Origin of the sequence: Hymenobacter fastidiosus (assembly GCF_039539565.1) — a bacterium.
In the GTDB taxonomy this organism is placed as follows: Bacteria; Bacteroidota; Bacteroidia; order Cytophagales; family Hymenobacteraceae; genus Hymenobacter; species Hymenobacter fastidiosus.
In genome coordinates this window covers 477,465-503,850 of the sequence record NZ_BAABDJ010000007.1, presented here as the reverse complement: position 1 = coordinate 503,850, position 26,386 = coordinate 477,465, and the positions used below count along the sequence as shown (strand labels likewise).

The window sequence follows — 26,386 nt, the reverse complement described above, 5'->3', positions numbered from 1 at the left end:
TATGGCTGCCATCACTGCTCCGGCCCTGACACCCGGCGAAACGCTGTTTACCACGTTCCGCCTGGCCGGCTCGGTGCCGGCGCGGGCCTTTCGGGTGCTGCACCGGCAGCGGCAGGAGGCCCAGGAAACGGCCCGGCAACTGACCGACGCGGCCGCGTACCAGGCCGCGCTGCGCCGCGCCGAAAAGAGGTTCTTCGCCGGCTTCGATGCTTTGCTGGATGCGGCCACCGTCGGCCCCACGTTTCTGGAAAAGGAGAATATAGCCGAAATCGTGGCCGGGGAGCTGATGCTGCTGGAGGAGCTGGGGTTTCAGGTGCTGGGCTTCGCGCTGCTGCCCAACCACGTGCACGCCGTGCTGCACCTGCCGGCCGGCAGCGGCGTTTCCCTCTACAAATCCCTGCAGCTGCTGCACCAGCGCACCGCCGCCCAATGCCGCCGCCTGCTGCGCACTACTCTGCCGCCGGAGGCCGACTTCTGGCAAACCGGCAGCTACGACTACGCCGTAGATGACCCCGCCGAGCTGGTGCGCCTGCTCGATTACGTGCGCCACAACGCGGAACGGACGAACAGAACAGGCCGTTGGCTGGAGTGGCCGTACCGCTACCTGAGTCCGGCTTATGAGTAGCTCGAGCAACTGGGAGAACGGTCCTGCTTCATCTGGCGTCCGCGTAGTTGAAGCATCCTGCGGGCTGCCGCTGGAGCACTACTCAGACGCCGCCACGCGAGATGCTTCGGCAAGCTCAGCATGACCGTTCTTTTTTTCTGTTCGCCAGCCTTTCATGATGCGTTTTCTCCTGTTACTTCCGGTGCTGCTAGCCATGACGACCACGGCTGCCCGCGCGCAGTCGGAGCCGGACAGCCTGACCAGCCCCGACCGGCTCATCCAGTACACCTTCGCCAACGACGCCTTCTTCCGTACCGACTACTACTTCACCCAGGGCATGACGCTGAACGTGGTGCTGCCGGTGTTTGCCAAGTCGCCGGTCAACCGCCTGCTGCTGCCCGGGCCCGCCGGCGCGCGGCAGCACTACGGGGTGAAGCTCTACTACGACGGCTTCACGCCCCTGCGCATTCAGGACGACACCATCCGCCGCGGCGACCGGCCCTACGCCTCTTATATCTACGCCGCCCTCTACCGCATTGCCACCGACAAAGACCGTCGTCAGCGCCTGACCTCGGGCCTCAACCTCGGCTTCATCGGCCCCGCCGCCGGCGCCAAGGGCTTCCAGACCGCCGTCCACCGCCTGCTTGACGCGCCCACGCCCCGGGGCTGGGATTTCCAGATCCGCCACGACCTGGTGCTGGGCTACACCATCGGCTACGAAAAGCAGCTGCTGGCCGCCGGCCGCGCCGCCGAGCTGATTGGAACTGGTCAGGCCTCTTTGGGCACGTTGAACACGTTTGGCGCGGCCGGGCTCTTGCTGCGGGTGGGCCGGATGAACCCTTATTTCAGCAATCTGGGTGGGGCCGTGGGGCCAAATCGGAGCCTGGGGCAGAAAATTCAGCTTTACGCCACGGGCCAGGTCGAAGGCCGGCTGGTGGGCTACAACGCCGCTATGCAGGGCGGCTTATTCAATCGTTCGAGCCCCTACACGCTGCCGGCCCGCCAGATTTCGCGCACCGTAGGCCAGGCGACTACCAGCCTGGTGGCGGCGTATGGCGGCGTGAGCTTGCGCACCTCCGCCACCTGGATTACGCCGGAGTTCCAAGGCGGCCGCCACCACGCCTGGGTGCAGTTCGGGCTGGGGGTGGCGTTTTGAAGAGGTTTCTTCCGTCGGTCATCTCGCGGCTGTCATCCTGAGCTCCGCGAAGGACCTTCCTCCTCGTGCAATAGCGAGGCTCGTTAAATGAGCAAAGCCCTTTACCAGCGGATGATAAAGGGCTTTGGGCGTTGAAAGGAGTTGTATAGCACGGAAAGAGGAAGGTCCTTCGCTCTGCGTACGCCAGATGAAGGATGACCGACGACAAAACGTCACTTCGCCCGGTGGATAATGGCTACGCTGACCAGGATAATGACCATACCCAGCAAATGCCATAGGTTGAAGGCCTCGCCGTCGAGCACCCCCCAGGCCAGGGCCATAATGGGTACGAGGTAGGTATTGGAAGCCGCGAACAGGGCTGTCGACTGCTGAATGAGCTTGTTGAACAGCACCATGGCTACGGCCGTGCTCATGGTGGCCAGCAGGGCAATGTAGCCGAAAGCTTTCCAGGCCCCCGGCACCGTGGCCAGCTTGTGCAGAAACTCCGTACCCAGCAGCAGGTAGGCCAGGGCCGGCCCGCCGATGAACAGCAGCAGCAGGCCCGTGACGGCGAGCGGCGGAATCCCGTGCAGGCGGTTCTTAATCACGTTCACGCTGATACCGTAGCCTACCGTGGCCAGTACGATGTAGAGGCCATACCAGGCGTTGCCCTCCCCGCTGGGGGTAGCCGCGCCCCCGCTGCCGCCGAGCAGCATCAGCACTACCGTACCCACCAGCCCCAGCGCGATGCCCGCCACCCGGAGCGGGGTGAGTTTCTGGCCAAAGAAGAAAGCGCCGACCACCAGCGTAAACACGGCCGTCAGGGCATTGAGCACGCCGGCCAGGCCCGAGGCCAGCTTGGTTTCGGCGTAGGCAAACAGAAACGCCGGCAGCAGCGTACCCACCACGCCGGCTAATAGCAGCCACTTGATGCGGGCCCGCTCCAGCCGCGGCAGGTGACGCACGGCGAAAGGCAGCAGGATCAGCGCCGCCACCGTGACCCGGGCCGCGCCCAGCTCCATGGCCGAAAACACCACCAGCCCTTTTTTCATCAGAATAAACGACGTGCCCCAGATGGTGGCCAGCGTGATGAGCAGCACCCACGCCGAAGCCGGCGTGCGGTGCGGCGGGGCCACGGCTACCGGAGTGGCCGTCGGGGCGGTGGCAATGGCCGGTGCGGTAGGAGTGGGGGGCATTGGGGTGGGTGAGAAGTAGGGAAACCAACAGAATCGGCTGTCATCCTGAGCCTGCGAAGGACCTTCCTCTTTATCTGCGACAAGCCATTTTCAAAAAAGAAAGCCCTTTGCCTTTGTACAGCAGAAAGCTTTCCTCGTCTAACAGGGCTTCTGCTGACTTAGGAGGAGGGTCCTTCACAGGCTCAGGATGACAGCCGGCAAAACAGAACGGACCTGAACAGAAGAAAAAAACTACCCTACCAGCACCGGCTCGGCGGCGGTGATTTCCTCCAGGATGGCCTGTACCTCATCCACCGAGTCGGTTTCGACCAGGCGCATGCGCCACTGCTTGGCGCCTTCGAGGCCGCGGAAATAGTGGGCGTAGTGGCGGCGCATCTCGAAGATGCCGGCGCGGGTACCTTTCCACTCCACGCTTTTCTCGAAGTGCATCCGGCACATAGCCACCCGCTCCTCCACCGTGGGCGGGGCCAGCAGCTCGCCGGTAGCCACGAAGTGCTTGATTTCGCGGAAGATCCAGGGGTAGCCGATGCTGGCGCGGCCCACCATGATACCGTCCACGCCGTAGCGGTTCTTGTATTCCAGCGCCTTCCGGGGCGAGTCGATGTCGCCGTTGCCGAAGATGGGGATTTTGATGCGCGGGTTCTCCTTGATCTTGGCCATCAGCCGCCAGTCGGCGTCGCCCTTGTACATCTGCACCCGGGTGCGGCCGTGGATGGTAAGGGCCTCGATACCGATGTCCTGGAGCCGCTCGGCCACTTCCTCCACGTTGAGCGTGTTCTCATCCCAGCCCAGGCGGGTTTTCACCGTCACCGGCAGGTGGGTGTTCCGCACCACGGCGCGGGTCATTTCCACCATCTTCGGAATGTCGCGCAGCAGGGCCGCGCCGGCACCGCGGCAGGCGACCTGCTTCACGGGGCAGCCGTAGTTGATGTCGATCAGGTCGGGGCCGGCCAGGGTGCTGATGCGGGCGCACTCGCCCATCGTTTCCACGTCGGAGCCGAAGAGCTGGATGCCGATGGGCCGCTCGTAGTCGAACACGTCGAGCTTCTTGCGGCTCTTAGCGGCGTCGCGGATCAGACCTTCCGACGAAATAAACTCGGTGTACATCAAATCGGCGCCGTTGGCCTTGCACACGGCCCGGAACGGCGGGTCCGATACGTCCTCCATGGGAGCAAGCAGCAGGGGGAAATCAGGCAGGGCAATGTCACGGATGTATACCACGGGGCAGGCTATTACAGGAATTTGCGCAAATTTACGTCTTTTAGGGCAGGCGTCTGTCATCCTGAGCATCCCGCGCTTCAAGCGGTGACGAAGGACCTCCCTCGTTATGAAGTGCGGAAGTCTTTTCAATGGCCTAAACCCTTTTCGGCAACGGATCAGACGGTTTACGCATTTAAAAAGGCTTGCAGCGCCAAATGAGGAAGGTCCTTCGTCACCGCTTGAAGCGCGCTTTGCGCAGGATGACAGCGGAAATAAAAATCAGCACCCCAAGCTTCTCAGACCCCAAACCCCCATGAAAGGTTTCGTATCCAGCCGCCTGCACCCCGTGGTCAACCTGCTGTTGCTGGTGGTCATTATGTTCGCCGCCTTCTGCGTGGCGGGCTTTCTGATTGGGGTGTTGGGCAATGTTTTCTACGGCGTGGGCATCTTCGCACTGGGCAACGTGACCCAGAATCCGGCGGCGCACCCCAATGGCTGGGCCATTTCGATGATGTCGCAGGGCCTGCTTTTATTCGTGGGTTTCGGCGGCGCGGCGCTGGCGCTGGTTTCGCTGATGGGCTACCGCTGGGCCGACTACTTCACACCGCGTCGGCCGGTATCGTGGCTGTGGCTGCTGGCCGCCGCAACCGTGGTGCTGGCCAGTATTCCGTTTATGTCGGGCCTGGTGGAGTGGAATGCCAAGGCCCACTTCCCGGCGTTTCTGCAGGACCTCGAAGCCCAGGCCCGGGAGCTGGAAACCCGCGCCCAGGTGCTCACCAAATTCCTGACGCATTTCAATACGACAGCCCGGTTTCTGGTGGGGGTGCTGGTTATTGCCGTGGTGCCCGCCATCAGCGAGGAGCTGGTGTTCCGGGGCATCATCCAGCGCAATCTGGTGCAGTGGTTCGGGTCCCGGCACGTGGGCGTGTGGCTGGCGGCGGCCATCTTCAGCGCCATTCACTTCCAGTTTTTCGGCTTCGTACCGCGCTTCGTGCTGGGGTTGATTCTGGGCTACCTCTACGAGTGGAGCGGCAACATTCTGGTGCCCATGGCGGCCCACTTCACCCAGAACGCCTTCCAGCTGGCCCTGCTCTACGTGCAGCAGCGCGAGTGGACCACCTCCACCTTCGACCCCGACTCGACCGAAAGCCTACCCTGGCCCTGGATGGGGGCCTCGCTGCTGCTCACCGGCTACCTGCTGTACTTTCTGCACCAGCGCTGGCAGGCCGAGCGGGTGGCTGCGCCCACCGAGATGCACGTGCTCAGCAGCAGCGGCGTAGCCGTGGCCCGGCCGCAAGCCGCGCTGCCCGCCGGGCATACCCTGGGCGGCACCGGCATCGTAGAGGCGAAGCCCACGGAGCCCCGCGCCCGGAACTAGTTTATCCATTCTCCCGAATCCCGCTTCCTTGCCTGTACCTTCTACCCCTGCCCCCGTTCCCGCCCAGCCCACCGAGGGTAAAAAGCCCCTGTCGAATCTGGCGCAGCGCGTCATCTTCGGGGTTATCGGCGCGGCCGCGCTGCTGGGCAGCGTGTGGTACGGCCCCTGGACGTTTGCCCTGTTCTTCGCCGCCGTGCAGGCCAAGATGCTGCTGGAGTTTTATCGGATGATGCGCGCTGGTGGGTATCAGCCGGCCAAGTGGATTGGGTTGACGGTAAGCCTGATGCTGTTTGCCAGCTTTAGCTTCATGGCTTTTTATAAAGCGCCGCCAAAAGATTTTGATACCCAAGACACCATGCTGTTTTCAGTTGGTGGAGCAGTTCTGCTGCTCCTCGTAGTGTTGCCAATAGCCTTGGTGCTCCGTGAGATGGTACTGTGGCCAAAGTATAAAAGCCCGTTCGGGAATATCGGAGCGACGCTTACCGGTCTGCTTTACGTCAGCATTCCCATGAGCCTGCTCTGCGTTATCAGCTGCACCAGTTACAGTGAGGTAACAGGTAAGGTCATGCCCGGGCTAGTCTTTTATGACTACCGCCGCATCTTCGCGCTGTTGTTTCTGGTCTGGTGCTCCGATATCGGGGCCTACGCGGCGGGCAAGACTTTCGGCCGGCACAAGCTCGCTCCAAGCATCTCACCCGGCAAAACCTGGGAGGGCGCTATCGGCGGGTTCCTGCTCACGCTGGTTATGGGCTGGGCCCTGGGCTACCTGCTGCCCGAGCTGTCGCTCACCTACCGCCTCGTGGCCGCCGGCGTAGTAGCCGTCTTCGGCCCGCTCGGCGACCTAGCCGAATCCATGCTTAAGCGCAGCGTGGGCGTGAAGGATTCGGGTAGCATCATGCCCGGCCACGGCGGCCTGCTCGACCGGTTCGACGCCTTCCTGTTCATTTTGCCCGTGCTGGCCCTGTTGCAAGTGCTGCTGGGGTAATAAACCCTTCCCGCCGTCGCCCGGCTGTGCCGAGAGCGTGCCGCGCCGGGTGGCCGGGGTGTCGGAGCGGCACAGACGGATTCGCAGCGCAGCTGCTCAGGGCGGAGTCGTCGCCCGGCGCAGCCGAGCGACGGCGGAAACGGGGTTTGAGCCTTGGTAACGACAAGGCTCAAACCTGAAAGTCCTCCCTCACGAGCCCCGGCCCTCCGCTCCTGCGTATGGCATAAACCTACTACCTTTGGCCCCGCAATCCCGGCGCCCGGTTTCGGCTTTCCCCCCGCTGATCCGTCGCTCTTTCTTCCCACCCATCCCAATTTATCCTCCCCGTATGGCTGCCACCACGGTGTACAAAGAACCGGCTCCCCGCGTCGATGCCGAAAATCCCCTCGAATCCATGATGTCGCGCTTCAACGTGGCTACGGAAATCCTGGGCCTCGATGACGAGACTTACAATGTGCTCAAAGCGCCCGACAAGCAGGTGATTGTGCATATTCCCGTTACGATGGACAACGGCAAGGTGCGCGTGTTCGAAGGCTACCGCGTGATTCACAACACCATCCTGGGTCCTTCCAAGGGCGGGATTCGCTACGATAAGAACGTCCACCTCGACGAGGTAAAGGCCCTGGCGGCCTGGATGACCTGGAAGTGCGCCGTGGTTGATATTCCCTACGGTGGGGCCAAAGGCGGTATCATCTGCGAGCCGACCACCATGAGCGCCGGCGAAATCGAACGCCTGACCCGCGGCTACACGCTGGCCCTAAAAGACGTTTTCGGCCCCGATAAAGACATTCCGGCCCCGGACATGGGTACCGGCCCGCGCGAAATGGCGTGGCTGATGGACGAGTTCAGCAAGACCGTGGGCGCCACCTCGCCCGCCGTCGTGACCGGCAAGCCGCTGGTAATGGGGGGCTCACTGGGCCGCACCGAGGCCACCGGCCGCGGCGTGATGGTCTCGGCTTTGGCTGCCATGAAGAAGCTGGGCATGGACCCCAAAAAGGCTACGGCCGCCGTGCAGGGCTTCGGCAACGTGGGCTCCTGGGCCGCCAAGCTCCTCTGCGAGCAGGGCGTGACCATCAGGGCCATATCCGACGTGAGCGGGGCGTACTGGAATGAGCAGGGTATCAATATCGACGAGGCCATTGCCTATAAGAATGAGCACAAAGGTCGCCTCGATGGCTACGCTGGCGCTACGCTGATGGACAATGCCGACGACCTGCTGCTCACCGACGTGGACGTGCTGGTGCCCGCCGCCGTGGAAGATGTGATTACCGAGCACAACGCGCACAGCATCAGGGCGAAGCTCATCGTGGAAGGTGCCAACGGCCCAACCTCGGCCTCCGCCGACCCGATCATCAACGAGAAGGGCATTATGGTGGTACCCGACATTCTGGCCAACTCGGGCGGCGTCACGGTTTCGTACTTCGAATGGGTGCAGAACCGCCAGGGCTTTAAGTGGACCGAGGAAATGGTGACCGAGCGCGCCGACCGGATCATGTCCGACGCGTTTGAGAAAGTGTACGCCACGAGCCAGAAATACAAGATTCCGATGCGCATCGCCGCCTACGTGGTGGCCATCGACAAAGTAGCCCAGACCTACAAGTTCCGCGGCGGCTTCTAAATCACTGATTCCCGCTGCTCAGGATGGTTTCGCTGATTTTTTTTGGGTGAATCGGCCCGGAAACTTTGTCCGGCGGCGCGCTAAGCGGTTATATTTGTTTTCGGATAGCCCGGCCCTGTAGGTCCGGGCTATCTTTGTGCCCTGCGGCGCGTATGTGCTTTAATGACTACCCCGGCGCGGTGCCGCTTCCCTCGTTCACCTTGCGCGTTGAATCAGCGAAATCATAAAAATCAGCGCCAATCAGTGATTTATGAAAATTCATAAGGAAGGACGACGAATACTTTTTTTTACGCTGCTGGCCCTGCTGGCGGTCAATCTGCTGCTGTTGCAGTTCAACCGGCCGGCCGAGACCTTTAACCGCATCTTCGTGGGGGCTTCGCTGGTCGCCTTCCTGATTCTGCTCCAGTTTTTCCGCAGCCCGGCCCGCCGGCTGTTCACCCACGAAGACCTCATCATCGCGCCCGCCGACGGCAAAGTAGTCGTCATCGAGAACGTGCATGAGTCGGAGTACTTCGATGATATGCGCAAGCAGATTAGCATTTTCATGTCGCCCATCAACGTGCACATCACCCGCAACCCGATTTCGGGTGTCGTACGCTACTTCAAGTACCATCCGGGCAACTATCTGGTGGCCTGGCACCCCAAGAGCAGCACCAAGAACGAGCGGACTACCGTCGTGGTCGAATCGGAAGTTGGCCCTTTCGTACTGTTCCGTCAGATTGCGGGGGCCATGGCCCGGCGCATTGTGTGGTACGTGAACGAAGGCGACGAAGTAAGCCAGGGCGAAGAGTTCGGCTTCATCAAATTCGGCTCCCGCGTCGATATTTTCGTGCCCATCGATACCGAAGTGAAGGTGCAGATCGGCGAAAAGGTGAAAGGCGGCCAGACCATCATTGCCCAGCTGAAAGTCTGAACCACGGATTCCTCCGGATTAGTCGGATTACACGGATTTTGTGGACCACGGATTCGTCCGGATTTTTCGGATTAGTCGGATTTTGTGGACGATTACCTGGAGTTAAGAAAGGCCACCCGGACGGGTGGCCTTTCTTATTGGGAGTTGCTACCCGGGCGTCTGCGCCAACTACAAAATCCGTGCAATCCGAAAAATCCGGAGGAATCCGTGGTCCAGAAATCCGGCCGAATCCGTGGTTCAGATTAAAACCACCCGCTGGCCGTCAGCATCAGTTGCTCTAACGCCCGCTGGTCGTCGTGGTCGAAGTCGTTGAGCTGGTCGCTGTCCACGTCGAGCACGGCCACTACCAGCCCGTTTTTGATGATTGGGACTACGATTTCGGATTTCGAGTCGGAGCTGCAGGCTATGTGGCCGGGAAACTGCTCCACGTCGGGCACCAGCAGGGTTTGGGCCTGGGCCCAGCTGGCCCCGCAGACGCCCTTGCCGTGCCGGATGCGGGTGCAGGCAATGGGGCCCTGGAACGGTCCCAGGACCAGCTCGTCGCCCTTCACCAGGTAAAACCCGACCCAGAAGAAGCCGAATGCCTGGCGCAACGCGGCCGCGGTATTGGCCAGGTTGGCGGTCAGGTCCGGCTCGCCGGTGGTCAGGGCCTCAATCTGGGGCAGCAGCTGGCGGTATTGCCCGGCTTTGGTAAGCGTGGTATCGAGAAGGAGTTCTTCGGCCATGAGGTGAAATTGGGAAGTGGTGAAATGGGGAGGGGTGGAGTGACGTAGTGGCGAAAGGATGAGTTTTTGTTCGGTCCGCGCCAGCAGAACATAAAACTCGTCCTTTCACCACTGCCCAGGTTTGCCTTAGGGTCGCAGGTACACGAACACCTCGTCGTCGCCGAGCCGGAACTGCTCGTGCAAACCCGACAGGCCATGTTTGGGGGCCAGAATGCCGCCGCCCAGCGTGCGGGGGCTGCGGATGATGCGCATTTCGTCCCACAATCCGTCGCGCAGCAGGGAGGTGAGCACCGTGGGGCCGCCCTCCACCAGCACCGACTGCACATTGCGCTGATAAAGGTTGCTGAACAGCTGCGGAAACAGGTCGTCGGCTTCCGACAGCGTGATGTAGCCCAGGTTGCCCTGGGTGGCCCGGCTGCGGTAGGTATACACCAGCGTGGGCTGCGTACCGTCGAAAAGATGGTGGGTGGGCGGCAGACTCAGGTTTTTATCGATGACGATACGGGTCGGATTCTGCCCGGGCCATTCGCGGGCACTCAGCCGCGGATTGTCGTGCAGCGCCGTGCGGGTACCCACCAGAATAGCCTGCTCCTCAGTGCGCCACTGGTGCGTGGCCAGGTGCGCCAGTGGCCCGCTGATCTGCACTGGCTGAAAATAGGGTCCGGCCAGGTAGCCGTCGGCCGTTTCCGCCCATTTCAGCACGATGTAGGGGCGCTTCTTTTCCTGGAAGGTGAAGAAGCGGCGGTTCAGCCAGCGGCCTTCGGCGGCCAGCAAGCCGGTTTCGACGGTGATGCCCGCCGCGCGCAGCTTTTCGATGCCGTGGCCGGCTACCAGCGGGTTGGGGTCGAGGTTGCAGACCACCACGTCGCGTACGCCTTTGGCAATGAGCAGGTCGGCGCAGGGGGGCGTTTTGCCGAAGTGGGCACAGGGTTCCAGCGTCACGTACACCCGGCTTTCGGCCAGCAGGCGCGGGTCGGCCACGGCGGCCAGCGCGTTTGCCTCGGCGTGGGGGCCGCCATAGTACTGGTGCCAGCCTTCCCCAATGATGCGGCCCTCGTGCGTTATCACGCACCCCACCACAGGGTTGGGCCGGGCGTAGCCGGTGCCGAGGCGGGCCAGGTCCAGCGCCCGGCGCATCATCAGAATATCGAAATCGGTCATACCGGGCGGGAGTGTAGCTTTGGGAAGCCGAAGGTACTTTGTCTGGACGACAGATAGCTGCCGGTGGTGCCACGACTTAAAGTCGTGGTACCACTACCGGTGCTGACATCTGCTCCATGGCCGTTCAACGATAGTGGTGCCACGACTTTGAGTCGTGGCACCACCCACCCGGCTGGGCGCTCCGGCCAGCCTTCAGCTTTTAAAATTCACCAGCCGACCTTGCCATGACCGTCCGGGAACTGACTACTACTCTTTCCACTGCCCTGCAAGCTATCTACCCGGAGGCCGAAGCCACCGCCATTGCCGGTATCGTGACCGAGCATCTGTTGCAGGTGTCGCCCTTGCAGCGTCGGATGCGGGCCGCTGAGCTGGTGCCGGCGCCGGTTCTGGCGCAGCTGCCGGACGTGCAGCAGCGTCTGCTGTGGCACGAGCCGGTGCAGTATGTGCTGGGCGTGGCGCATTTCGCCGGGCTGGAGCTGGAAGTCACGCCCGCCACGCTTATTCCGCGCCCGGAAACCGAGGAGTTGGTGCAGTTGATTATCGGCGAGAATAAGGGGCAGGCGGGCCTGACTTTGCTGGATGTGGGCACCGGCAGCGGCTGCATCCCGCTGGCCCTGAGTCTGGCGCTGCAGCCGGCCCTGGCGGTGGGCGTCGATATTTCGGCCGCGGCGCTGACCGTAGCCCGCCGCAATGCCCGGCGTTATGAGTGCGCTATTGAGTTTGAGCAGGTTGATATTCTGACCCAGGAACCCCGCAGGATTGCGCCGGCCTCCCTGGCTGTTCTGGTCAGCAACCCGCCCTACGTGCTGGAGCAGGAGCGGCCCCTGATGCGCCGCAACGTGCTGGACTACGAACCGGCCACGGCCCTGTTCGTCCCCGACCACGACCCGCTGCTCTTCTATCGCCGTATTGGGCAGTTGGGTCGAAAATACCTGCGACCCGGCGGCCGGCTGTACTTTGAAATCAATGAGCAGTACGCGGCCGAAATGGTGGCGCTGCTGCTGCAACTGGGCTACCAGGAGGTGATGCCGCGGCCGGATATGTTTGGCAAAGACCGGCTGCTACGAGCGGCTCAGCCCGCGTAACCAGCTCAACTGCCTGGCGCTGGCCAGGGAGGAGTTATTTTGACGGCTGGTAAACTTCTGAGCTGGAGCAGCCATAAACTTTTGAAAAGCTATACCTTTGCCGGCTGAAAAACTCCCCGCCCATCAGCGGTTTATTACGCTCCCGTGACTGAATCCCCCGCCTACTTTGCGCATCCCACCGCCGTCCTCGACGAGGGTTGCCGCATTGGCGCCGGGAGCCGCATCTGGCACTTCGCCCACCTGATGCCGGGCTGCGAGCTGGGCGAAGGGTGCAGCATCGGGCAAAATGTGATGATTGCCGACGGGGTCCGGCTGGGCCGCAACGTGAAGGTGCAGAACAACGTGAGCCTGTACACCGGCGTAGAGTGTGCCGACGACGTGTTCATCGGTCCTTCGGTAGTGTTTACTAACGTGCGCAACCCCCGTAGTGCCGTGCCGCGCCGCAACCACTACCAGCTCACCCTGCTGGCGCGGGGCGTGAGCATCGGCGCCAACAGCACCATCGTATGCGGGGTGCGACTGGGCGAATATGCCTTTGTCGGAGCCGGCGCGGTGGTTACGAAGGACGTACCGCCATACGCGCTGGTGTACGGCAACCCCGCCCGGCAGCACGGCTGGATGAGCACCCACGGCCACCGCCTGAACTTTGATGAAGCCGGCCGGGCCCAGTGTCCGGAGAGCCTCGAATATTATTTACTGACCGAGCAGCAGGTTTCCCGTATCAGCCCAACGGAAGCCGTTTGCTGACAGCAGCTATCAGAATTCAAGATCCTAAGTCCCCAAGACCCTAAGTCCCCAACCGTGTACGAGCAACTCCTCCAGAAAAAGACCAAGCTCGCCGTTATTGGCCTCGGCTACGTCGGCTTGCCCATCGCCCTCGAATTTGCCCGCCATACCAGTGTCATCGGCTTCGATATTAATGCGGCCCGCGTGGACCTGATGCGCCACAACATCGACCCGAGCGGGGAGCTGGAAGCCAAGGACTTTGAGGGCCGCGATATTGAGTTCACCGACTCATTGGAGGTGCTGCGGGAGGCCACGTTCTTCATCGTGGCCGTGCCCACCCCAATTGATGAGCACGCCCAGCCCGACCTGCGGCCCCTGCTTGGAGCCTCCACCACCATGGGCAAGGTGCTGAAGAAAGGCGACTACGTGGTGTTTGAAAGCACGGTATACCCCGGCTGCACCGAGGAAGACTGCATTCCGGTGATGGAAAAGCATTCGGGCCTGAGCTTCGCCAACGATGACTTCAAAGTGGGCTACTCGCCCGAGCGCATCAACCCCGGCGACAAGGAGCACACCCTGGCCCGCATCGTGAAGGTGGTGAGCGGCTGCGACGCGGAGTCGCTGGACCTGATTGCCAAGGTGTATGAGCTGGTCATTACGGCCGGCGTGCACCGGGCCAGCAGTATCAAGGTGGCCGAGGCCGCCAAGATTATCGAAAACACCCAGCGCGACGTCAACATTGCCCTGATGAACGAGCTGTCGATGATTTTCGACCGCATGAGCATCAATACCTACGAGGTGCTGGAGGCGGCCGGCACCAAGTGGAACTTCCTGAAGTTCTCCCCCGGTCTGGTGGGCGGCCACTGCATCGGCGTGGACCCCTACTACCTGACTTACAAGGCCAAGGAGCTGGGCTACGATGCGAAGGTGATTCTGAGCGGGCGCACTACCAACGACAACATGGGCGCCTACATCGCCCGCAAGACGGTGCAGATGATGATCAAGCACGGCAAGGACGTGTCGAAGAGCAAGGTGCTGGTGATGGGCGCCACCTTCAAGGAAAACGTGGAAGACATCCGCAACTCCAAGGTGGCCGACGTGATTCAGGAGCTGAAGAACTTCTCCGTCAACGTCGATATCGTCGACCCCCACGCCAGCTCCGACGAGCTGCACCACGAGTACGGCTTCCGCCTGACCCCTATCGACGAAATCAGCCGGGACTACGACGCGGTAATCGTGGCCGTCAGCCACCTGCCCTACGCCGCGCTCGACGAAGACTATTTCAAGTCCATCACGTCCGAAAATCCGGTGCTGGTCGACATCAAAGGCCTGTTCCGCGGCAAGATCCAGGACATGCACTACTGGAGCCTGTAATTCAGTTGCCAGTTGCCGGTTGCCGGTTGCCAGCTCGTTCAACGAGTGGGGCCTGGCAACCGGTAACTGGCAACTGGCAACTGATAAACTGATGACACGAACGAAAATACTGGTAACGGGTGGGGCGGGCTACATCGGCTCGCACGCGGTAGTAGAGCTCTACGAGGCCGGCTACCAGCCCGTGATTGTAGACGATTTCAGCAACTCCCAGGAGTCGGTGCTGGCGGGGCTGAAGGCTATTCTTGGCGTGGCCGTGCCCTGCTACCGTATCGACTGCGCCGACGCCGTGGCGCTGCGCGGCGTGTTTGCCCAGGAGCCCGGTATTGCGGGCGTCATTCACTTCGCGGCGTTCAAGGCCGTGGGCGAATCGGTGAGTGAGCCGTTGAAGTACTACCGCAACAACGTGGGCTCTTTGCTCACCCTGCTCACGGTGATGCCGGAGTTTGGAGTGAAAAGTCTGGTGTTCTCGTCGTCGTGTACCGTGTATGGGGTGCCCGATCAGCTGCCCGTGACGGAGCAGACGCCGACCAAAAAGGCGACTTCGCCCTACGGCAACACCAAGCAGATGTGCGAGGACATCCTCAACGATACCGCCGCCGCCGATGCCAGCCTGCGCACGATTCTGCTGCGCTACTTCAACCCGATCGGGGCCCACGCCTCGGCCCGCATCGGGGAGCTGCCGCTGGGCGTGCCGAATAACCTGGTTCCGTTTATTACCCAGACGGCCGCCGGCATCCGCGAGAAGCTCACCATCTACGGCGACACCTACGCTACGCCCGACGGCACCAACATCCGCGACTACATTCACGTGGTAGACCTGGCGCAGGCCCACGTGGTAGCGGTGCAGCGGCTGCTGGAAGGCAGCAGCGCGGCCGTTGAAACCTTCAACGTGGGCACCGGCCGCGGCAACAGCGTGCTGGAAGTAGTGCAGACGTTTGAGCGCGCCACCGGCCAGAAGCTCAACTACATCATCGGCGCCGCCCGGCCCGGCGACGTGCCCGCCATCTACGCCGATGTCACCAAGGCGACGCGGGAACTGGGCTTTCAAACCACTACTTCTTTGGAAGACTCGCTGGCCAGCTCCTGGAAGTGGCAGCAGTCTTTGTAATGTGGCAATTAAGGAATGGGAGAAATGTAAAAACTGACGAACAGATCATTTTTACATTCAGCACAGCAACACATTTAGCACATTAACATCATGAAAATCATCATCACCGGCGGGGCCGGCTTCATTGGGTCGCACGTGGTGCGCCTGTTCGTGACCAAGTATCCGGAGTATCAGATTCTGAACCTGGACGCACTGACCTACGCCGGCAACCTGGAAAACCTGCGCGACGTTGAAAGCGCGCCCAACTACCGGCTGGTGAAAGGCGACATCACCGACCAGGCTTTCGTGGATCAGCTCTTCGCCCACGAGGAGCCCGACGCCGTGATTCACCTGGCCGCCGAAAGCCACGTAGACCGTTCCATCACCGACCCGCTGGCCTTCGTGAAAACCAACGTGCTGGGCACGGTGAACCTGTTGCAGGCTGCCAAAAACCTGTGGAAGCCCCTGGGCTTCGAGGGCAAAACCTTCTACCACGTGAGCACCGACGAAGTGTACGGCTCCCTGGACTTCGGCCCCGACATGTTCACCGAGGAAACCAGCTACGACCCCCGCTCGCCGTACTCGGCCTCTAAAGCGGCTTCCGACCACTTCGTGCGGGCCTGGCACCATACCTACGGCTTGCCCATCAAGCTAAGCAACTGCTCGAACAACTACGGCCCGAACCACTTCCCCGAGAAGCTGATTCCGCTGGCCATTCACCGCATTCAGCACGGCCAGCCCGTGCCGGTGTACGGCAAGGGCGAAAACGTGCGCGACTGGCTGTTCGTGAAAGACCATGCCACCGCCATCGACGCCGTGTTCCACAAGGGCACCGTGGGCGAAACCTACAACATCGGCGGCGTGAACGAGTGGGCCAACCTGGCGCTGATCCATCTGCTCTGCGACACGCTGGACGAAAAAACCGGTAAGGAGCAGGGCACCTCCCGCAAGCTCATCACCTTCGTGAAGGACCGCGCCGGCCACGACCTGCGCTACGCCATCGACTCGAGCAAAATCATGAACGAGCTGGGCTGGAAACCATCCGTCACCTTCGAGCAGGGCCTGAGCCAGACCGTGGACTGGTACCTGGAAAACGAAGCCTGGCTGAACAACGTGACCAGCGGCGCATACCAGCAGTACTACAACCAACAGTACGCTCAGCGCTAGGGCGCTGAGTAATTAAGAATTGAGACTTAATGTGCTGGTGTAGAAATGGGCTGATGTGCTAAGCTCGTAGCGGGCCACTAATCAACTCATTTCCACATTTCTCACATTGGCACATTAGCACATTAAAGAATGTACGAAACTCCTTTTCACGACCAGCCGCTCGACAACCTGACCTTTCTGGTGACGGGCGGGGCGGGCTTTATCGGCTCCAACCTGGTGGAATACCTGCTCAGGTACGGCGCCAAGCAGGTGCGCGTACTCGATAACTTCTCCAATGGCTTCCGCAAGAACGTGGCGCTGTTTGCCGCCAACCCGGCGCTGGAAGTTATCGAGGGCGACATCCGCGACCGGCAGACCTGCATCGACGCCTGCCAGGGCGTGGACGTGGTGCTGCACCAGGCCGCGCTGGGCTCGGTGCCCCGCTCCATCAACGACCCGATTACCTCCAACGACGTAAACGTGGGCGGCTTCGTCAACATGCTCGTGGGCGCCAAGGAAGCCGGGGTGAAGCGCTTCGTGTACGCGGCCTCCTCCTCGACCTACGGCGACCATCAGGCCCTGCCGAAAGTAGAGGACCGTATCGGCAAGCCCCTTTCGCCCTACGCCGTGACCAAGTACGCCAACGAGCTGTACGCCGACGTGTTCGGCAAGACCTACGGCATGGAAATCATCGGGCTGCGCTACTTCAACATCTTTGGCCCCCGCCAGGACCCGAACGGGGCCTACGCCGCCGTTATTCCGCTCTTCATTGATGCGGTGCTGGAAGGCAAGCCGCCGCGCATGAACGGCGACGGAGGCCAGACCCGGGACTTCACCTTCGTGGAAAACTGTGTGCAGGCCAACATCAAAGCCGCGCTGGTGCAGAATCCGGCGGCCGTAAATCAGGTCTACAACGTGGCCGTAGCCGACCGCACTTCCCTCAACGACCTGTTCAACATCCTGAAGGAAGAAGCCGGCTCCGACATCACCCCCGAGTACGGCCCCGACCGCGCCGGCGACATCCGCGACTCCCTGGCCGACATCAGCAAGGCTAATACTCTGCTCAACTATCAGCCCCAGATCCGCATTCGGGAAGGCCTGCAGAAAACACTCAATTGGTTTAAGGAAAACCAGGCGTTTATTGCCGAGCGCAATTAATGTCAGAAGCACCGCAGGCTGGACTTACGGAAGTCTCTGATGTGCTACGGAATTACTGCTTCAACTTCGCTTCAGCATAACGCTCTTTTAGTAAAGTCCCAAGACCCCCAACATGAAAGGTATTATTCTCGCCGGCGGCTCCGGCACCCGCTTGCACCCGCTCACGCTGGCCGTTTCCAAACAGCTGATGCCCGTCTACGACAAGCCGATGATTTATTATCCGCTGTCAATTCTGATGATGGCCGGCATCAAGGATATCCTCATTATCACCACGCCCCACGACCAGGCACAGTTTCAGAAGCTGCTCGGCGATGGCAAAAACCTGGGCTGCAACTTCCAGTACATCGTGCAGGAAGTACCCAACGGCCTCGCCCAAGCCTTCGTGCTGGGGGCCGACTTCATCGGCGACGACAAAGTGGCGCTGGTACTCGGCGATAATATTTTCTACGGCAGCGGCATTGAGGAACTGTTGCGCTCAAATAACAACCCCGATGGTGGGGTGGTGTATGCCTACCATGTGCACGACCCGGAGCGCTACGGCGTGGTAGAGTTTGATGCGGACAAAAAAGCCCTCAGCATCGAAGAAAAGCCGGCTAAGCCCAAGAGCAACTATGCCGTGCCGGGGTTGTACTTTTATGATAATGACGTAGTTCAGATCGCCCGCGACCTGAAGCTCAGCCCCCGCGGCGAGTACGAAATTACGGACGTAAACCAGGAGTACCTGCGCCGCGGTAAGCTCAAAGTGGGTATCCTGGGTCGTGGCACGGCCTGGCTGGATACCGGCACGTTCGAAAGCCTGATGCATGCCGGTGAATTTGTGCGCGTACTCGAACAGCGGCAGGGCCTGAAGGTTGGCTCGATTGAGGAAGTGGCCTACCGCCAGGGGTTCATCGATGCCGCGCAGCTGCGTAAAATTGCCGAGCCGCTGCGCAAAAGCGGTTACGGCGACTACCTCATCCGGCTATCGGAGCAGGCTGTTTCCCGGCTTGGCTAAGCTACCTACGGGAAACGGCACGGCCGTAAGGACATCTATAGAACAAGCCACTTTCCGTCGGGAAGTGGCTTGTTCGCTAAAATATTGCCCCCGCCAGCAGCCCCGCTACTACGATGGCATACGAGGGTATCTTCTCCCACAGCAGCAGAAAAAACGTGGCTCCCACCAGAATCAGGTTAACCGGGGTATCGGGTAGCGGATGGTAGAGCAGAAAGGTGGCTGCGCATACCAGCCCCGCCGATACGGCATTGATACCCTCCAACGAGGCCTTCACCACCCGGTACTGCTTGAGCTGGTCCCAGAAGCGAATCAGAAAGAAGATCAGCAGCGTGCCCGGCATGAAGATGCCGGCCGCCGCTACCACGGCCCCCAGTACCTGCCCTCCGATGCCGCTGCCGTCGCGCCGCATGGCCAGGGCCCCGATGTAGGAAGCAAACGAGAAGTTTGGTCCTGGCATAGCCTGTACCAGCCCCAGCCCCGACAGAAATTCCTGGGTGCTGAGGTAGTGCTTGAACCCAACAAACTCGGCGTAGAGTAGCGGGGCCAGCACCTGGCCACCCCCAAAAACGAGGCTGCCGTTGCGGTAGAAGTTCTCGAACAGGCGCACGGGCAGCAACCGGGTGTAGGACCCCAGCAAAGCGGCCCCAATCAGTATGCCCAGCCATAGCACGAAGTTGGCCCATTCAATCTGCAGGGGCTCCTTATCCGCGTGCAGGGGCATTTTGCGGTAGCGGAGCGTGGTGACGGCTCCGCCTGCCAGCAGCAATAGCGGCAGCAGCCAGGGCAGCTGAAACCGGTAAGCCAGCATGGCGGCCGCCACCATCAGGGCCACCGAGGTCTTGGTGTGAATGACTTTATCGGCAATCTTGTAGGCTGAGTAGGCCACGAAGCCTACGGCAATAGGCTGCACGTATTGCACCAGATTGGTCACCTGGGCTTTGTCGAGGTAGGTAATGGTAAGACCGGCCAGGGTCATGAACGTCACGGCCGGCAGCATCCAGACCAGTACGGTTAAGTAAGCCAGATTAGGTCCGCCGAGGCGGTAGCCAATGGCCGTGATGGTCTGGGTCGACGTCGGGCCGGGCAGGATCTGGCAGAGGGCCGTCAGCTCCAGCAGTTCGGCTGCCGTCAGGTAGCGGCGTTTATCCACCAGCAGGCGCAGCATCATGGCTAAATGGGCCTGGGGGCCGCCAAAGGCAGTGAGGCCCAGGGTGAGCACGTCTCGCAGAAAAATAATGCCCCGCACCCGTTTCGTGCGGGCACCGCGGCGGCTCCGGGAGGGGGGCGCAAGCTGAACGTCTTCCGTTTCCAAAGCGAGGGAGGTGGTTTTCAGGGGCGGGCAAGCAAAGCAACAAACCCAAAGCCGCTCAACTTACCAAAAAAAAACGGTTGCCGAGGCTGAAGTCAGCCTCGGCAACCGATCATAATTCGTCAGCAGGCGAGCTCCTTACTTCTTTTTCAGGCCCAGCTCAATCAGCCGCTCATTCAGAAATTCACCGGCGGTGATATCGGCTTCCTTCTTCGGGTTTTCGGCCGTTACGCAGCTCTCCAACGCCGCCAGGCTCATTTCGGAGCGCGGGTGCATAAAGAACGGCACCGAGAAGCGCGAGGAGTTCATCTTCTCGCGGGCCGGGTTCACCACGCGGTGAATGGTGCTTTTCAGCACGCCGTTGGTCAGGCGCTGCAGCATGTCGCCCACGTTTACCACAATCTGGTCGGGGAGTGCCGTGATGGGAATCCACTGGTCGTCGCGGCGTTTCACCTGCAGCCCATCGGCGGAGGCGCCCATCAGCAAGGTAATCAGGTTGATATCACCGTGTTCGGCGGCCCGGACGGCATCGGCCGGAACCGCTTCCGGATTTTCAATCGGGAAATAATGAATAGGGCGCAAAATGGAATTTCCATTGCGTACCTTGTCATCGAAATAGTTCTCGGCCAGCTTCAGGTAGAGCGCAATAGCCCGCAATACATCTTTTCCCGCAGCCTCCAACGTTTTGTAGGTGGTGAGCGTGCTCTGCCGGAACGAGGAAATTTCCTCGGGCCAGATGTTGTCCGGATACTCGTGGCGGATGGGGTCGGTCTGATCGTCGACTTCCTGGCCCACGTGGAAGAACTCTTTCAGGTCGCCGGTGTTGCGGCCCTTTGCATGTTCTTTGCCTTTGCTGATGTACCCCCGCTGCCCGGCCAGGGCGGGGTTTTCGTAGCGTTGCTTGGCATCGTCGGCCAGAGCGAAGAACGTCTTCACGTCGCGGTAGAGCGCCTGAGTTTGTTCGTCGGTCAGGCCATGATTCTTCAGGGCCACGAAACCAATGTTCTGATAGGCTTCGCCCAACTGTTGAACGAAGCGGGCCTTGCGCTCCGGGTCACCGGAACGGAAATCGGCCAAGTCGAGGGAGGGAATTTCTTCCAACAATTTTTCTTCCATAGCGGAAAATCAATATACTTTTGAGCAAACCTTACGTATTGCGCAAGGTACTGAAAAAACATTCGTCGTTTCGATGTCGGAACGCGACCGGACGAACGGTTCGGTGATCCTGTTAACACTTCCATTTATTCCCCACATGAAAGCATCTGCTTTATTGGTGAGCAGCGCGATGCTGCTCGGTCTGGCCGCCTGCGATACGGCTAAACAGCAACAGGATTCTGGCACGAATGCCACGGTCAGCACTATTTCGGGTAGTACCGCTGCCGCGATGGAGAAAAACGGCCTGCGCCTGACGCCCTTCACCGATTCGCCTAAAATGCCGGAAGCCCTGATGCAGCTGAAATCGCCGGCCGCGGGTTCCGCTACCGCCAGTGGCAGCGTGGCTTTTGACTACGATGTTTCCAATTTCCAGCTTTCCAAAATGACCGGCGGCGTGCATGCCGGGGAAATGGCTACCGCTGAGAAAGGCCAGCACATCCACAATATTGTGGATAACGAGCCCTATACGGCCCATTACACCACCGAATTTACCAAGCCCATTGCCGACGGGCAGCACGTGGTGCTCTCGTTCCTGTCGCGCTCCTACCACGAAAGCCTCAAGCATCGGGGCGCATACGACCTGCGGGTAGTAACGGTAGGCAACGCGGCTGCAGCCAAGCCCCTGAATGCTGATCTGACGGCTCCGCACATGTTCTACAGCCGCCCAAAGGATACCTATTCCGGGGCTGATGCCAAAAAGGTGATGCTGGACTTCTTTCTGGTGAACACGACTTTGTCGCCCGATGGTAACAAGGTGCGGGCCACCATCAACGGTACCGAATTCATGATTGACCAGTGGGCTCCTTACATGATGGAAGGTCTGCCTGCCGGGCAGAATACCGTGAAGCTGGAATTGGTAGATGCCAACGGCACCATGATTCCCGGACCATTCAACTCCGTAACGCGCACGTTCACCCTGCAGCCTTAATCCCCCGCGGCCCGACCGGCCGGAACGTAACTGTAAAAGAGCCTCCTTTCCGGCCGGAAGGGAGGCTCTGGCATTTTCAGGGACTACTCAAGCCCGGGGAATGTCGTTTTCGGCTCCGTAGTGGGTGCCTTTCCCGTAGCGCAAGACCGCCGGCGTGATAAAGATGCCCACTAGCGCCGCCAGCCGCCCAGCCGCCAGTTCACGGCCAGCTCAAAATAGGGATATAGATTGCTCGTTTCGCGAGCCAGCTCTTCGGCCGTGTAGCTGCTGGCGGCGTACACTCCCTGGCCCGTATGGTAGCGGTAGAACGTGCGCAGCTGCTGCAGCCACAGCGTAGCCGTAAGGGAAAAGCCGGTCGCAGTGCGCCGTTCGTACGCCAGGTCGGGGCCCTGCTGACGGGTTACGTTACGGAGGTAGATGAGCGTAGCCATGCCGCCATCGGCGGCCAGCCGCGTAGCCCGACCGTGGGTCCGCTGCTCCAGGAAACGATAGCCCAGGCGCAGGCTGCTCTGGGCCCGCGGCCCGCTCCAGCCCTGCCGGATTCCCCCGGCTAAATCGTGGGTGATGGTCGTGTCCAGCGGGCTTTCCCGGAACTGTGGCCAGTTGAGTAGCCCCACCCGGTTTTCCCGCCGCACGTAGTCCAGGTTAATCAGGCGGCGGGAGCTGAGCTGGTAGCTAAGGTTCTGCTGCTGCTCCAGCACGCGGTTGGCGCGGTTTTTCAGCTGCTCGCCGGCCCGGTCGCGCACCTGGTAGCTTACCCACAGGTGGTAGGTTGACTTCAGACTGAAGCGTCCCGGCACCCAGGTGAAGCCCGGTTCCCAGTGTAGCAAACGGTCAGCGTAGTTTTCGGCACTCTGGGCGGCTTTCACAAATACGAACTGTCGGTACTCACCGCCCACGGCCAGCGTGGTGCGGAAGGAGCCGGCCCAGCGCCCGGTCCAGGTCAGGCGCAGCAAGTGCTGCGCTTCGTCGCGGTCCTGCTCATTCTCTTCGCTCGGCGTGTCTACCCGCAGCAGGTGGGCCGTGCCCAGCAGGGTGAAAGCGTGGCGCGGTTGGGGCAGCCACGTCAGCTCCGACTGCCAGAGCGTGGTTTTCTCGGTGATGTCCTTAACCCGTTCGCGGGCAGTAGCGGTTTCCAGCCGGCTGAGCGTCAGGTTGCGGTTGTTGTCGAGGGCGTAGCCGCGGTTCCGCTCCCGGTAGGTAAACGTGAGCATAAACTGCAGCTTGCGGCTGCTCATGCGTAGTTCCTGCCGCGTATCCAATTCCTGCTGACGGTAGCGCAGATTCTGGATCGTATCCGATTCAACCGCAAGCTGACGATAGAGAAACGCCCGGCTGGGTAAAGCCAGAGCATTGTCGGAGCGCAGCGAAACCCGGTCCGCCAGCCGGTATACCCAGCTGAGCTGGGTGGCGATGGTGTCGCTCTGAATGCGTTGCACATTGCCCGGAACATAGTCTTCGGCCCGGTTGGAGCGGTAGCCCAGCCGTAGCGACCCGGTGGAGTAAGCGTCGAAAGTGCGCTCATAAAACCCTTCCGCCACGGTCCGCTGCCAGATTCGCGGGCCCAGATTGGCACGCGTCCCGGATAGCCGCACCGCCACCGGCTGGGTGGAAGTCCGATCCGGATACACCAGCGTAGTGACCTCCAGGCCATACGAGGGGCCCCGGTCCTGCCGCCCGTTGCGGGCATCGTAGCCCAAGCCTCCAAAGATCAGGTAGCGCGCCACCGACAACGTGTCGACGCCACTCAGGGCGCGTAGCCGGTGCTGATACCCCATTCGGGCCAGCCAGGCCCCGGAGCGGGTGGCATTAGCCCGGCTTTGCTCATAGTGCACCACCTGGCCGGCCTGCCAGCCCTGGCCCAGAGCTGCGGTATGCACCAGGTGGGTCAGGTAGTCTTCCCGGACGAAAGAGGGCCGGCCCCGCTCGTCGTAGAGCCATTCGCTGAGCAGCCGGTAACGCAGATTCTGGCGGGTGGTGAGCCGGGTGCTGCCCTGTAGATCGGTTTGCTGGGCGTAGGTACTGATGCCCACGCGGCGCGCCCGAAAGGTTAGCAGCAGCAGGGAGTCGGGCGGTGGGGTAAGCAGTAGTACGTCTCCGGCTGACTGGGCTCGTCCGGGCCGGGGCCATCCGGCAGCCAGCAGTAATACAGCAAAAAAGGCAAACGAGAAGCAGGCACCGCGGCGACGCATAACAAGCAGCTAACGGGAAGCATCTGCACGGTGCTGCCACTGGTGCGTAAGGTAGCCAATCCGACCGCCGACCGCAACCGTACGGAGGGGGGGAGCCCGTACAAAAAATAATGGCGAACCCCGTCTCAGGAGCTTACTTTTGCCGGGGCTTGCCCGATGCGTTGAAACTTCCCGGCGACTCAAGACGTCTTGAGTGGCTGGAGCTGTTGCACAACCCCGTTTAGGGTGTCCGCAGACCTTTGTTTTGCTACTTGTCGCTTATGATTGTTCGGAAAATTTTTCTGTCGTTGGGATTGGTATTAGGTAGCAGGGGAATGGTGCAGGCGCAACACGCCATCTGGGCTGCGAAAGTGGTAGCCGTATCTTCTCAGAAAACCGAGGGGAAAGAGCCTTTTTCGCCCGAAAAAGTCCTGGGCCAGCCCGATGCTCAACCGTTGGGCCAGATCAGTAACGACGCCTGGATTCCAAAGAAGGAGGGAACCAACGAATTTATCGAGGTGCGCTTCGGCAAATCCCTGGTGGCGAGACAGGTGACGGTAGTGGAGAACTTCAACCCGGGCTCCGTCATCAAAATCGAGCTCATCGATACCCGCGGCACTAAACATCAGGTATACGACAACCCCAATCCGGGTTCGATTCCGGAACCGTTCCGCTCGTTGCAGGCTACCTTTGCGGCCAGTAATTACCGCACCATAGGAGTGATTGTTTCTATGAATACCAAGGCGGTAAACGGCGTCAACCAGATTGATGCCATCGGTATTGCTGACGTCGCCGAGGTAATGGTGAAGAAAGAGTTTGCCAATGCGGCTCCCGAAGGGGGAGTCAGCTTCGATTCTTCCATGGTGAACCTGGGGCCAAACGTCAATTCCAAGTACGTCGACACGCACCCGGTAATTACTCCGGATGGGAAGACGCTGTTTTTTGCCCGCCAGGAGAGCCCGCAAAACGTGGGGGGCGCCAAAGACGGGCAGGACGTGTGGTACAGTACGCTGGGCAACGCGGCCAAGAAAAGCTGGAATGCCGCCAAGAATATTGGTGGGCCCATCAACACGCCGGGGCCCAACGGGCTGGCTTCCGTATCGTCGGATGGCAACAGCGTAGTGCTGATCAACGTGTACCGCCCCGATGGCTCGCTCGATCCGAAAGGAGTGAGTATGGCGCGGCGCACCAAAACGGGCTGGGGAATGCCGGTGAAAATGGAAATCGAAGATTTCTACAACGACGATCCGGAAAACGTGGATTACTTCCTGGCTACTTCCGGGAAAGTACTGCTCATGGCGGTAGCCCGCAAAGACGGGCAGGGGGAGCAGGACCTCTACGTTAGTTTTCTGAAGCCCGACCGGGGCTGGTCGCGCCCCAAAAACCTGGGCGCCGCCGTCAATTCCAAGAAGCCGGAGTTTGCGCCGTTTCTGGCTGCCGATGGTAAAACCCTGTATTTCGCTTCTGAAGGCCACGGCGGCTACGGCAACGCGGACATCTTTTATTCCAAGCGCCTCGATGATACCTGGACCAACTGGACGGCCCCGCGCAACCTGGGCTCCAGCATCAACTCAACCGACTTCGATGGCTACTTCACGCTGGCCGCTTCCGGCGAGGATGCTTACCTGGTGTCGGCACGCAAGGGAATCGACAACTCCCGGGATATTTTCCGCATCAACCTCACCCCCCAATTTAAGCCCGAGGTAGTAACCCTGATTCGGGGCCGGGTGCTGGACGCCTCCACGCAGAAGCCGGTCGTGGCTACCATCCGCTATGAAAACCTGCTGACCGGGGAAGAAATAGGCGTAGCTGAAACCAGCCCCGTCGATGGATCCTACACCATTGTGCTGCCCTCGGGCGCCCACTACGGCTACCGCGCTGAAGCCGAAGATTACCTGGCCGAGAGTGACAACCTCGATGCCACCGACAAGCAGAAGTACAGCGAAATGACCCAGGATTTGTTCCTGGTGCCTTTCGCCGTGGGCTCGACCATTAAGCTCAACAACATCTTCTTTGCCCAGAGCAAGTACTTTCTGCGCGAGAATTCCTACCCCGAACTATTGCGGCTGGTGCGTATTCTGAAGGACTATCCAACGGTGGAAATCAAGCTGGAGGGCCACACCGACAACCAGGGCGACGCCCTGCTGAACGTGAAGCTAAGCCTGGACCGCGTGAACGAGGTGAAGAAGTATCTGGTGTCGAAAGGCATTGGTGGCAGCCGCATTACTACCGAAGGCTACGGCGGCTCCAAACCCATTGGCAGCAACGAAAAGGAGGAAACCCGCAAGCTCAACCGCCGGGTGGAATTCCGGGTTACGAAGAAGTAATGTGCTGATGT

Annotated in this window: 22 protein-coding genes; 15 read left to right on the top strand and 7 right to left on the bottom strand. The window is 60.7% G+C overall.

Going from position 1 to position 26,386, the window contains the following annotated elements; all coding sequences use genetic code 11:
- Nucleotide 1 precedes the first annotated feature (1 nt).
- Nucleotides 2-625 (top strand): hypothetical protein, encoded by a 624-nt coding sequence (locus ABD833_RS07185; RefSeq protein ID WP_345071952.1) that lies wholly within the window; start codon nt 2-4, stop codon nt 623-625.
- Between the two features lie 154 nt (nt 626-779).
- Nucleotides 780-1,760 carry a lipid A deacylase LpxR family protein gene (locus tag ABD833_RS07180; protein WP_345071951.1) on the top strand — a complete coding sequence of 327 codons (981 nt, stop codon included), beginning with the start codon at nt 780-782 and terminating at the stop codon, nt 1,758-1,760.
- Between the two features lie 212 nt (nt 1,761-1,972).
- Here ABD833_RS07180 and ABD833_RS07175 read toward each other — a convergent pair whose 3' ends face one another.
- Nucleotides 1,973-2,935, bottom strand: a complete 963-nt coding sequence (locus ABD833_RS07175; protein WP_345071950.1) for a DMT family transporter — start codon at nt 2,933-2,935, stop codon at nt 1,973-1,975.
- Nucleotides 2,936-3,166: 231 nt separating this feature from the next.
- The gene (dusB, locus tag ABD833_RS07170) at nt 3,167-4,156 is read right to left on the bottom strand and encodes a tRNA dihydrouridine synthase DusB (protein WP_345071948.1); all 990 of its coding nucleotides are present in this window, start codon (nt 4,154-4,156) and stop codon (nt 3,167-3,169) included.
- Nucleotides 4,157-4,448: 292 nt separating this feature from the next.
- On the opposite strand from dusB, the gene ABD833_RS07165 reads away from it, so the two are divergent.
- The 4 genes from ABD833_RS07165 to ABD833_RS07150 all read left to right on the top strand — a co-directional run bounded on the left by ABD833_RS07165 (nt 4,449) and on the right by ABD833_RS07150 (nt 9,029).
- Nucleotides 4,449-5,513: a CPBP family intramembrane glutamic endopeptidase gene (locus tag ABD833_RS07165; RefSeq protein ID WP_345071947.1), complete on the top strand. Its 1,065-nt coding sequence runs from the start codon at nt 4,449-4,451 to the stop codon at nt 5,511-5,513.
- A gap of 28 nt (nt 5,514-5,541) precedes the next feature.
- Complete coding sequence (locus ABD833_RS07160; protein WP_345071946.1) at nt 5,542-6,498, top strand: phosphatidate cytidylyltransferase; 957 nt, start codon at nt 5,542-5,544, stop codon at nt 6,496-6,498.
- 328 nt (nt 6,499-6,826) lie between these two features.
- The gene (locus tag ABD833_RS07155) at nt 6,827-8,116 is read left to right on the top strand and encodes a Glu/Leu/Phe/Val family dehydrogenase (protein WP_345071945.1); all 1,290 of its coding nucleotides are present in this window, start codon (nt 6,827-6,829) and stop codon (nt 8,114-8,116) included.
- Between the two features lie 250 nt (nt 8,117-8,366).
- Nucleotides 8,367-9,029, top strand: a complete 663-nt coding sequence (locus tag ABD833_RS07150; protein WP_345071944.1) for a phosphatidylserine decarboxylase family protein — start codon at nt 8,367-8,369, stop codon at nt 9,027-9,029.
- Between the two features lie 242 nt (nt 9,030-9,271).
- Here ABD833_RS07150 and ABD833_RS07145 read toward each other — a convergent pair whose 3' ends face one another.
- Together ABD833_RS07145 and ribD are read right to left on the bottom strand one after the other, a co-directional pair.
- On the bottom strand, nt 9,272-9,754 hold the full coding sequence (locus tag ABD833_RS07145; RefSeq protein ID WP_345071942.1) for a GAF domain-containing protein: 483 nt from the start codon (nt 9,752-9,754) through the stop codon (nt 9,272-9,274).
- A 126-nt stretch (nt 9,755-9,880) separates the two neighbouring features.
- Complete coding sequence (gene ribD / locus ABD833_RS07140) at nt 9,881-10,915, bottom strand: bifunctional diaminohydroxyphosphoribosylaminopyrimidine deaminase/5-amino-6-(5-phosphoribosylamino)uracil reductase RibD (RefSeq protein ID WP_345071940.1); 1,035 nt, start codon at nt 10,913-10,915, stop codon at nt 9,881-9,883.
- Nucleotides 10,916-11,139: 224 nt separating this feature from the next.
- Here ribD and prmC point away from each other — a divergent pair, with 224 nt between their 5' ends.
- The 7 genes from prmC to rfbA all read left to right on the top strand — a co-directional run bounded on the left by prmC (nt 11,140) and on the right by rfbA (nt 18,485).
- Nucleotides 11,140-12,000: a peptide chain release factor N(5)-glutamine methyltransferase gene (prmC, locus tag ABD833_RS07135; protein WP_345071939.1), complete on the top strand. Its 861-nt coding sequence runs from the start codon at nt 11,140-11,142 to the stop codon at nt 11,998-12,000.
- Between the two features lie 144 nt (nt 12,001-12,144).
- Nucleotides 12,145-12,747, top strand: coding sequence for an acyltransferase (locus ABD833_RS07130; protein ID WP_345071938.1), 603 nt, complete (start codon nt 12,145-12,147; stop codon nt 12,745-12,747).
- A gap of 54 nt (nt 12,748-12,801) precedes the next feature.
- Nucleotides 12,802-14,100 (top strand): nucleotide sugar dehydrogenase, encoded by a 1,299-nt coding sequence (locus ABD833_RS07125; RefSeq protein ID WP_345071936.1) that lies wholly within the window; start codon nt 12,802-12,804, stop codon nt 14,098-14,100.
- 91 nt (nt 14,101-14,191) lie between these two features.
- Nucleotides 14,192-15,208, top strand: a complete 1,017-nt coding sequence (gene galE, locus ABD833_RS07120; RefSeq protein WP_345071935.1) for a UDP-glucose 4-epimerase GalE — start codon at nt 14,192-14,194, stop codon at nt 15,206-15,208.
- A 90-nt stretch (nt 15,209-15,298) separates the two neighbouring features.
- On the top strand, nt 15,299-16,354 hold the full coding sequence (gene rfbB, locus ABD833_RS07115; protein WP_345071933.1) for a dTDP-glucose 4,6-dehydratase: 1,056 nt from the start codon (nt 15,299-15,301) through the stop codon (nt 16,352-16,354).
- A 129-nt stretch (nt 16,355-16,483) separates the two neighbouring features.
- The gene (locus ABD833_RS07110; protein WP_345071932.1) at nt 16,484-17,491 is read left to right on the top strand and encodes an SDR family oxidoreductase; all 1,008 of its coding nucleotides are present in this window, start codon (nt 16,484-16,486) and stop codon (nt 17,489-17,491) included.
- A gap of 112 nt (nt 17,492-17,603) precedes the next feature.
- Nucleotides 17,604-18,485, top strand: a complete 882-nt coding sequence (rfbA, locus tag ABD833_RS07105; RefSeq protein ID WP_345071931.1) for a glucose-1-phosphate thymidylyltransferase RfbA — start codon at nt 17,604-17,606, stop codon at nt 18,483-18,485.
- A 76-nt stretch (nt 18,486-18,561) separates the two neighbouring features.
- Here rfbA and chrA read toward each other — a convergent pair whose 3' ends face one another.
- Entirely contained in the window at nt 18,562-19,704 is a 1,143-nt protein-coding gene (gene chrA / locus ABD833_RS07100) for a chromate efflux transporter (protein ID WP_345071929.1), read from the bottom strand.
- 228 nt (nt 19,705-19,932) lie between these two features.
- Nucleotides 19,933-20,910: an isopenicillin N synthase family dioxygenase gene (locus ABD833_RS07095; RefSeq protein ID WP_345071928.1), complete on the bottom strand. Its 978-nt coding sequence runs from the start codon at nt 20,908-20,910 to the stop codon at nt 19,933-19,935.
- Between the two features lie 136 nt (nt 20,911-21,046).
- Between ABD833_RS07095 and ABD833_RS07090 the strand changes: the two genes are divergently transcribed.
- Nucleotides 21,047-21,877: a hypothetical protein gene (locus tag ABD833_RS07090; protein WP_345071927.1), complete on the top strand. Its 831-nt coding sequence runs from the start codon at nt 21,047-21,049 to the stop codon at nt 21,875-21,877.
- A 170-nt stretch (nt 21,878-22,047) separates the two neighbouring features.
- Here ABD833_RS07090 and ABD833_RS07085 read toward each other — a convergent pair whose 3' ends face one another.
- Nucleotides 22,048-24,069 (bottom strand): hypothetical protein, encoded by a 2,022-nt coding sequence (locus tag ABD833_RS07085; protein WP_345071925.1) that lies wholly within the window; start codon nt 24,067-24,069, stop codon nt 22,048-22,050.
- Between the two features lie 260 nt (nt 24,070-24,329).
- Between ABD833_RS07085 and ABD833_RS07080 the strand changes: the two genes are divergently transcribed.
- Entirely contained in the window at nt 24,330-26,375 is a 2,046-nt protein-coding gene (locus tag ABD833_RS07080) for an OmpA family protein (RefSeq protein ID WP_345071924.1), read from the top strand.
- Nucleotides 26,376-26,386 lie beyond the last annotated feature (11 nt).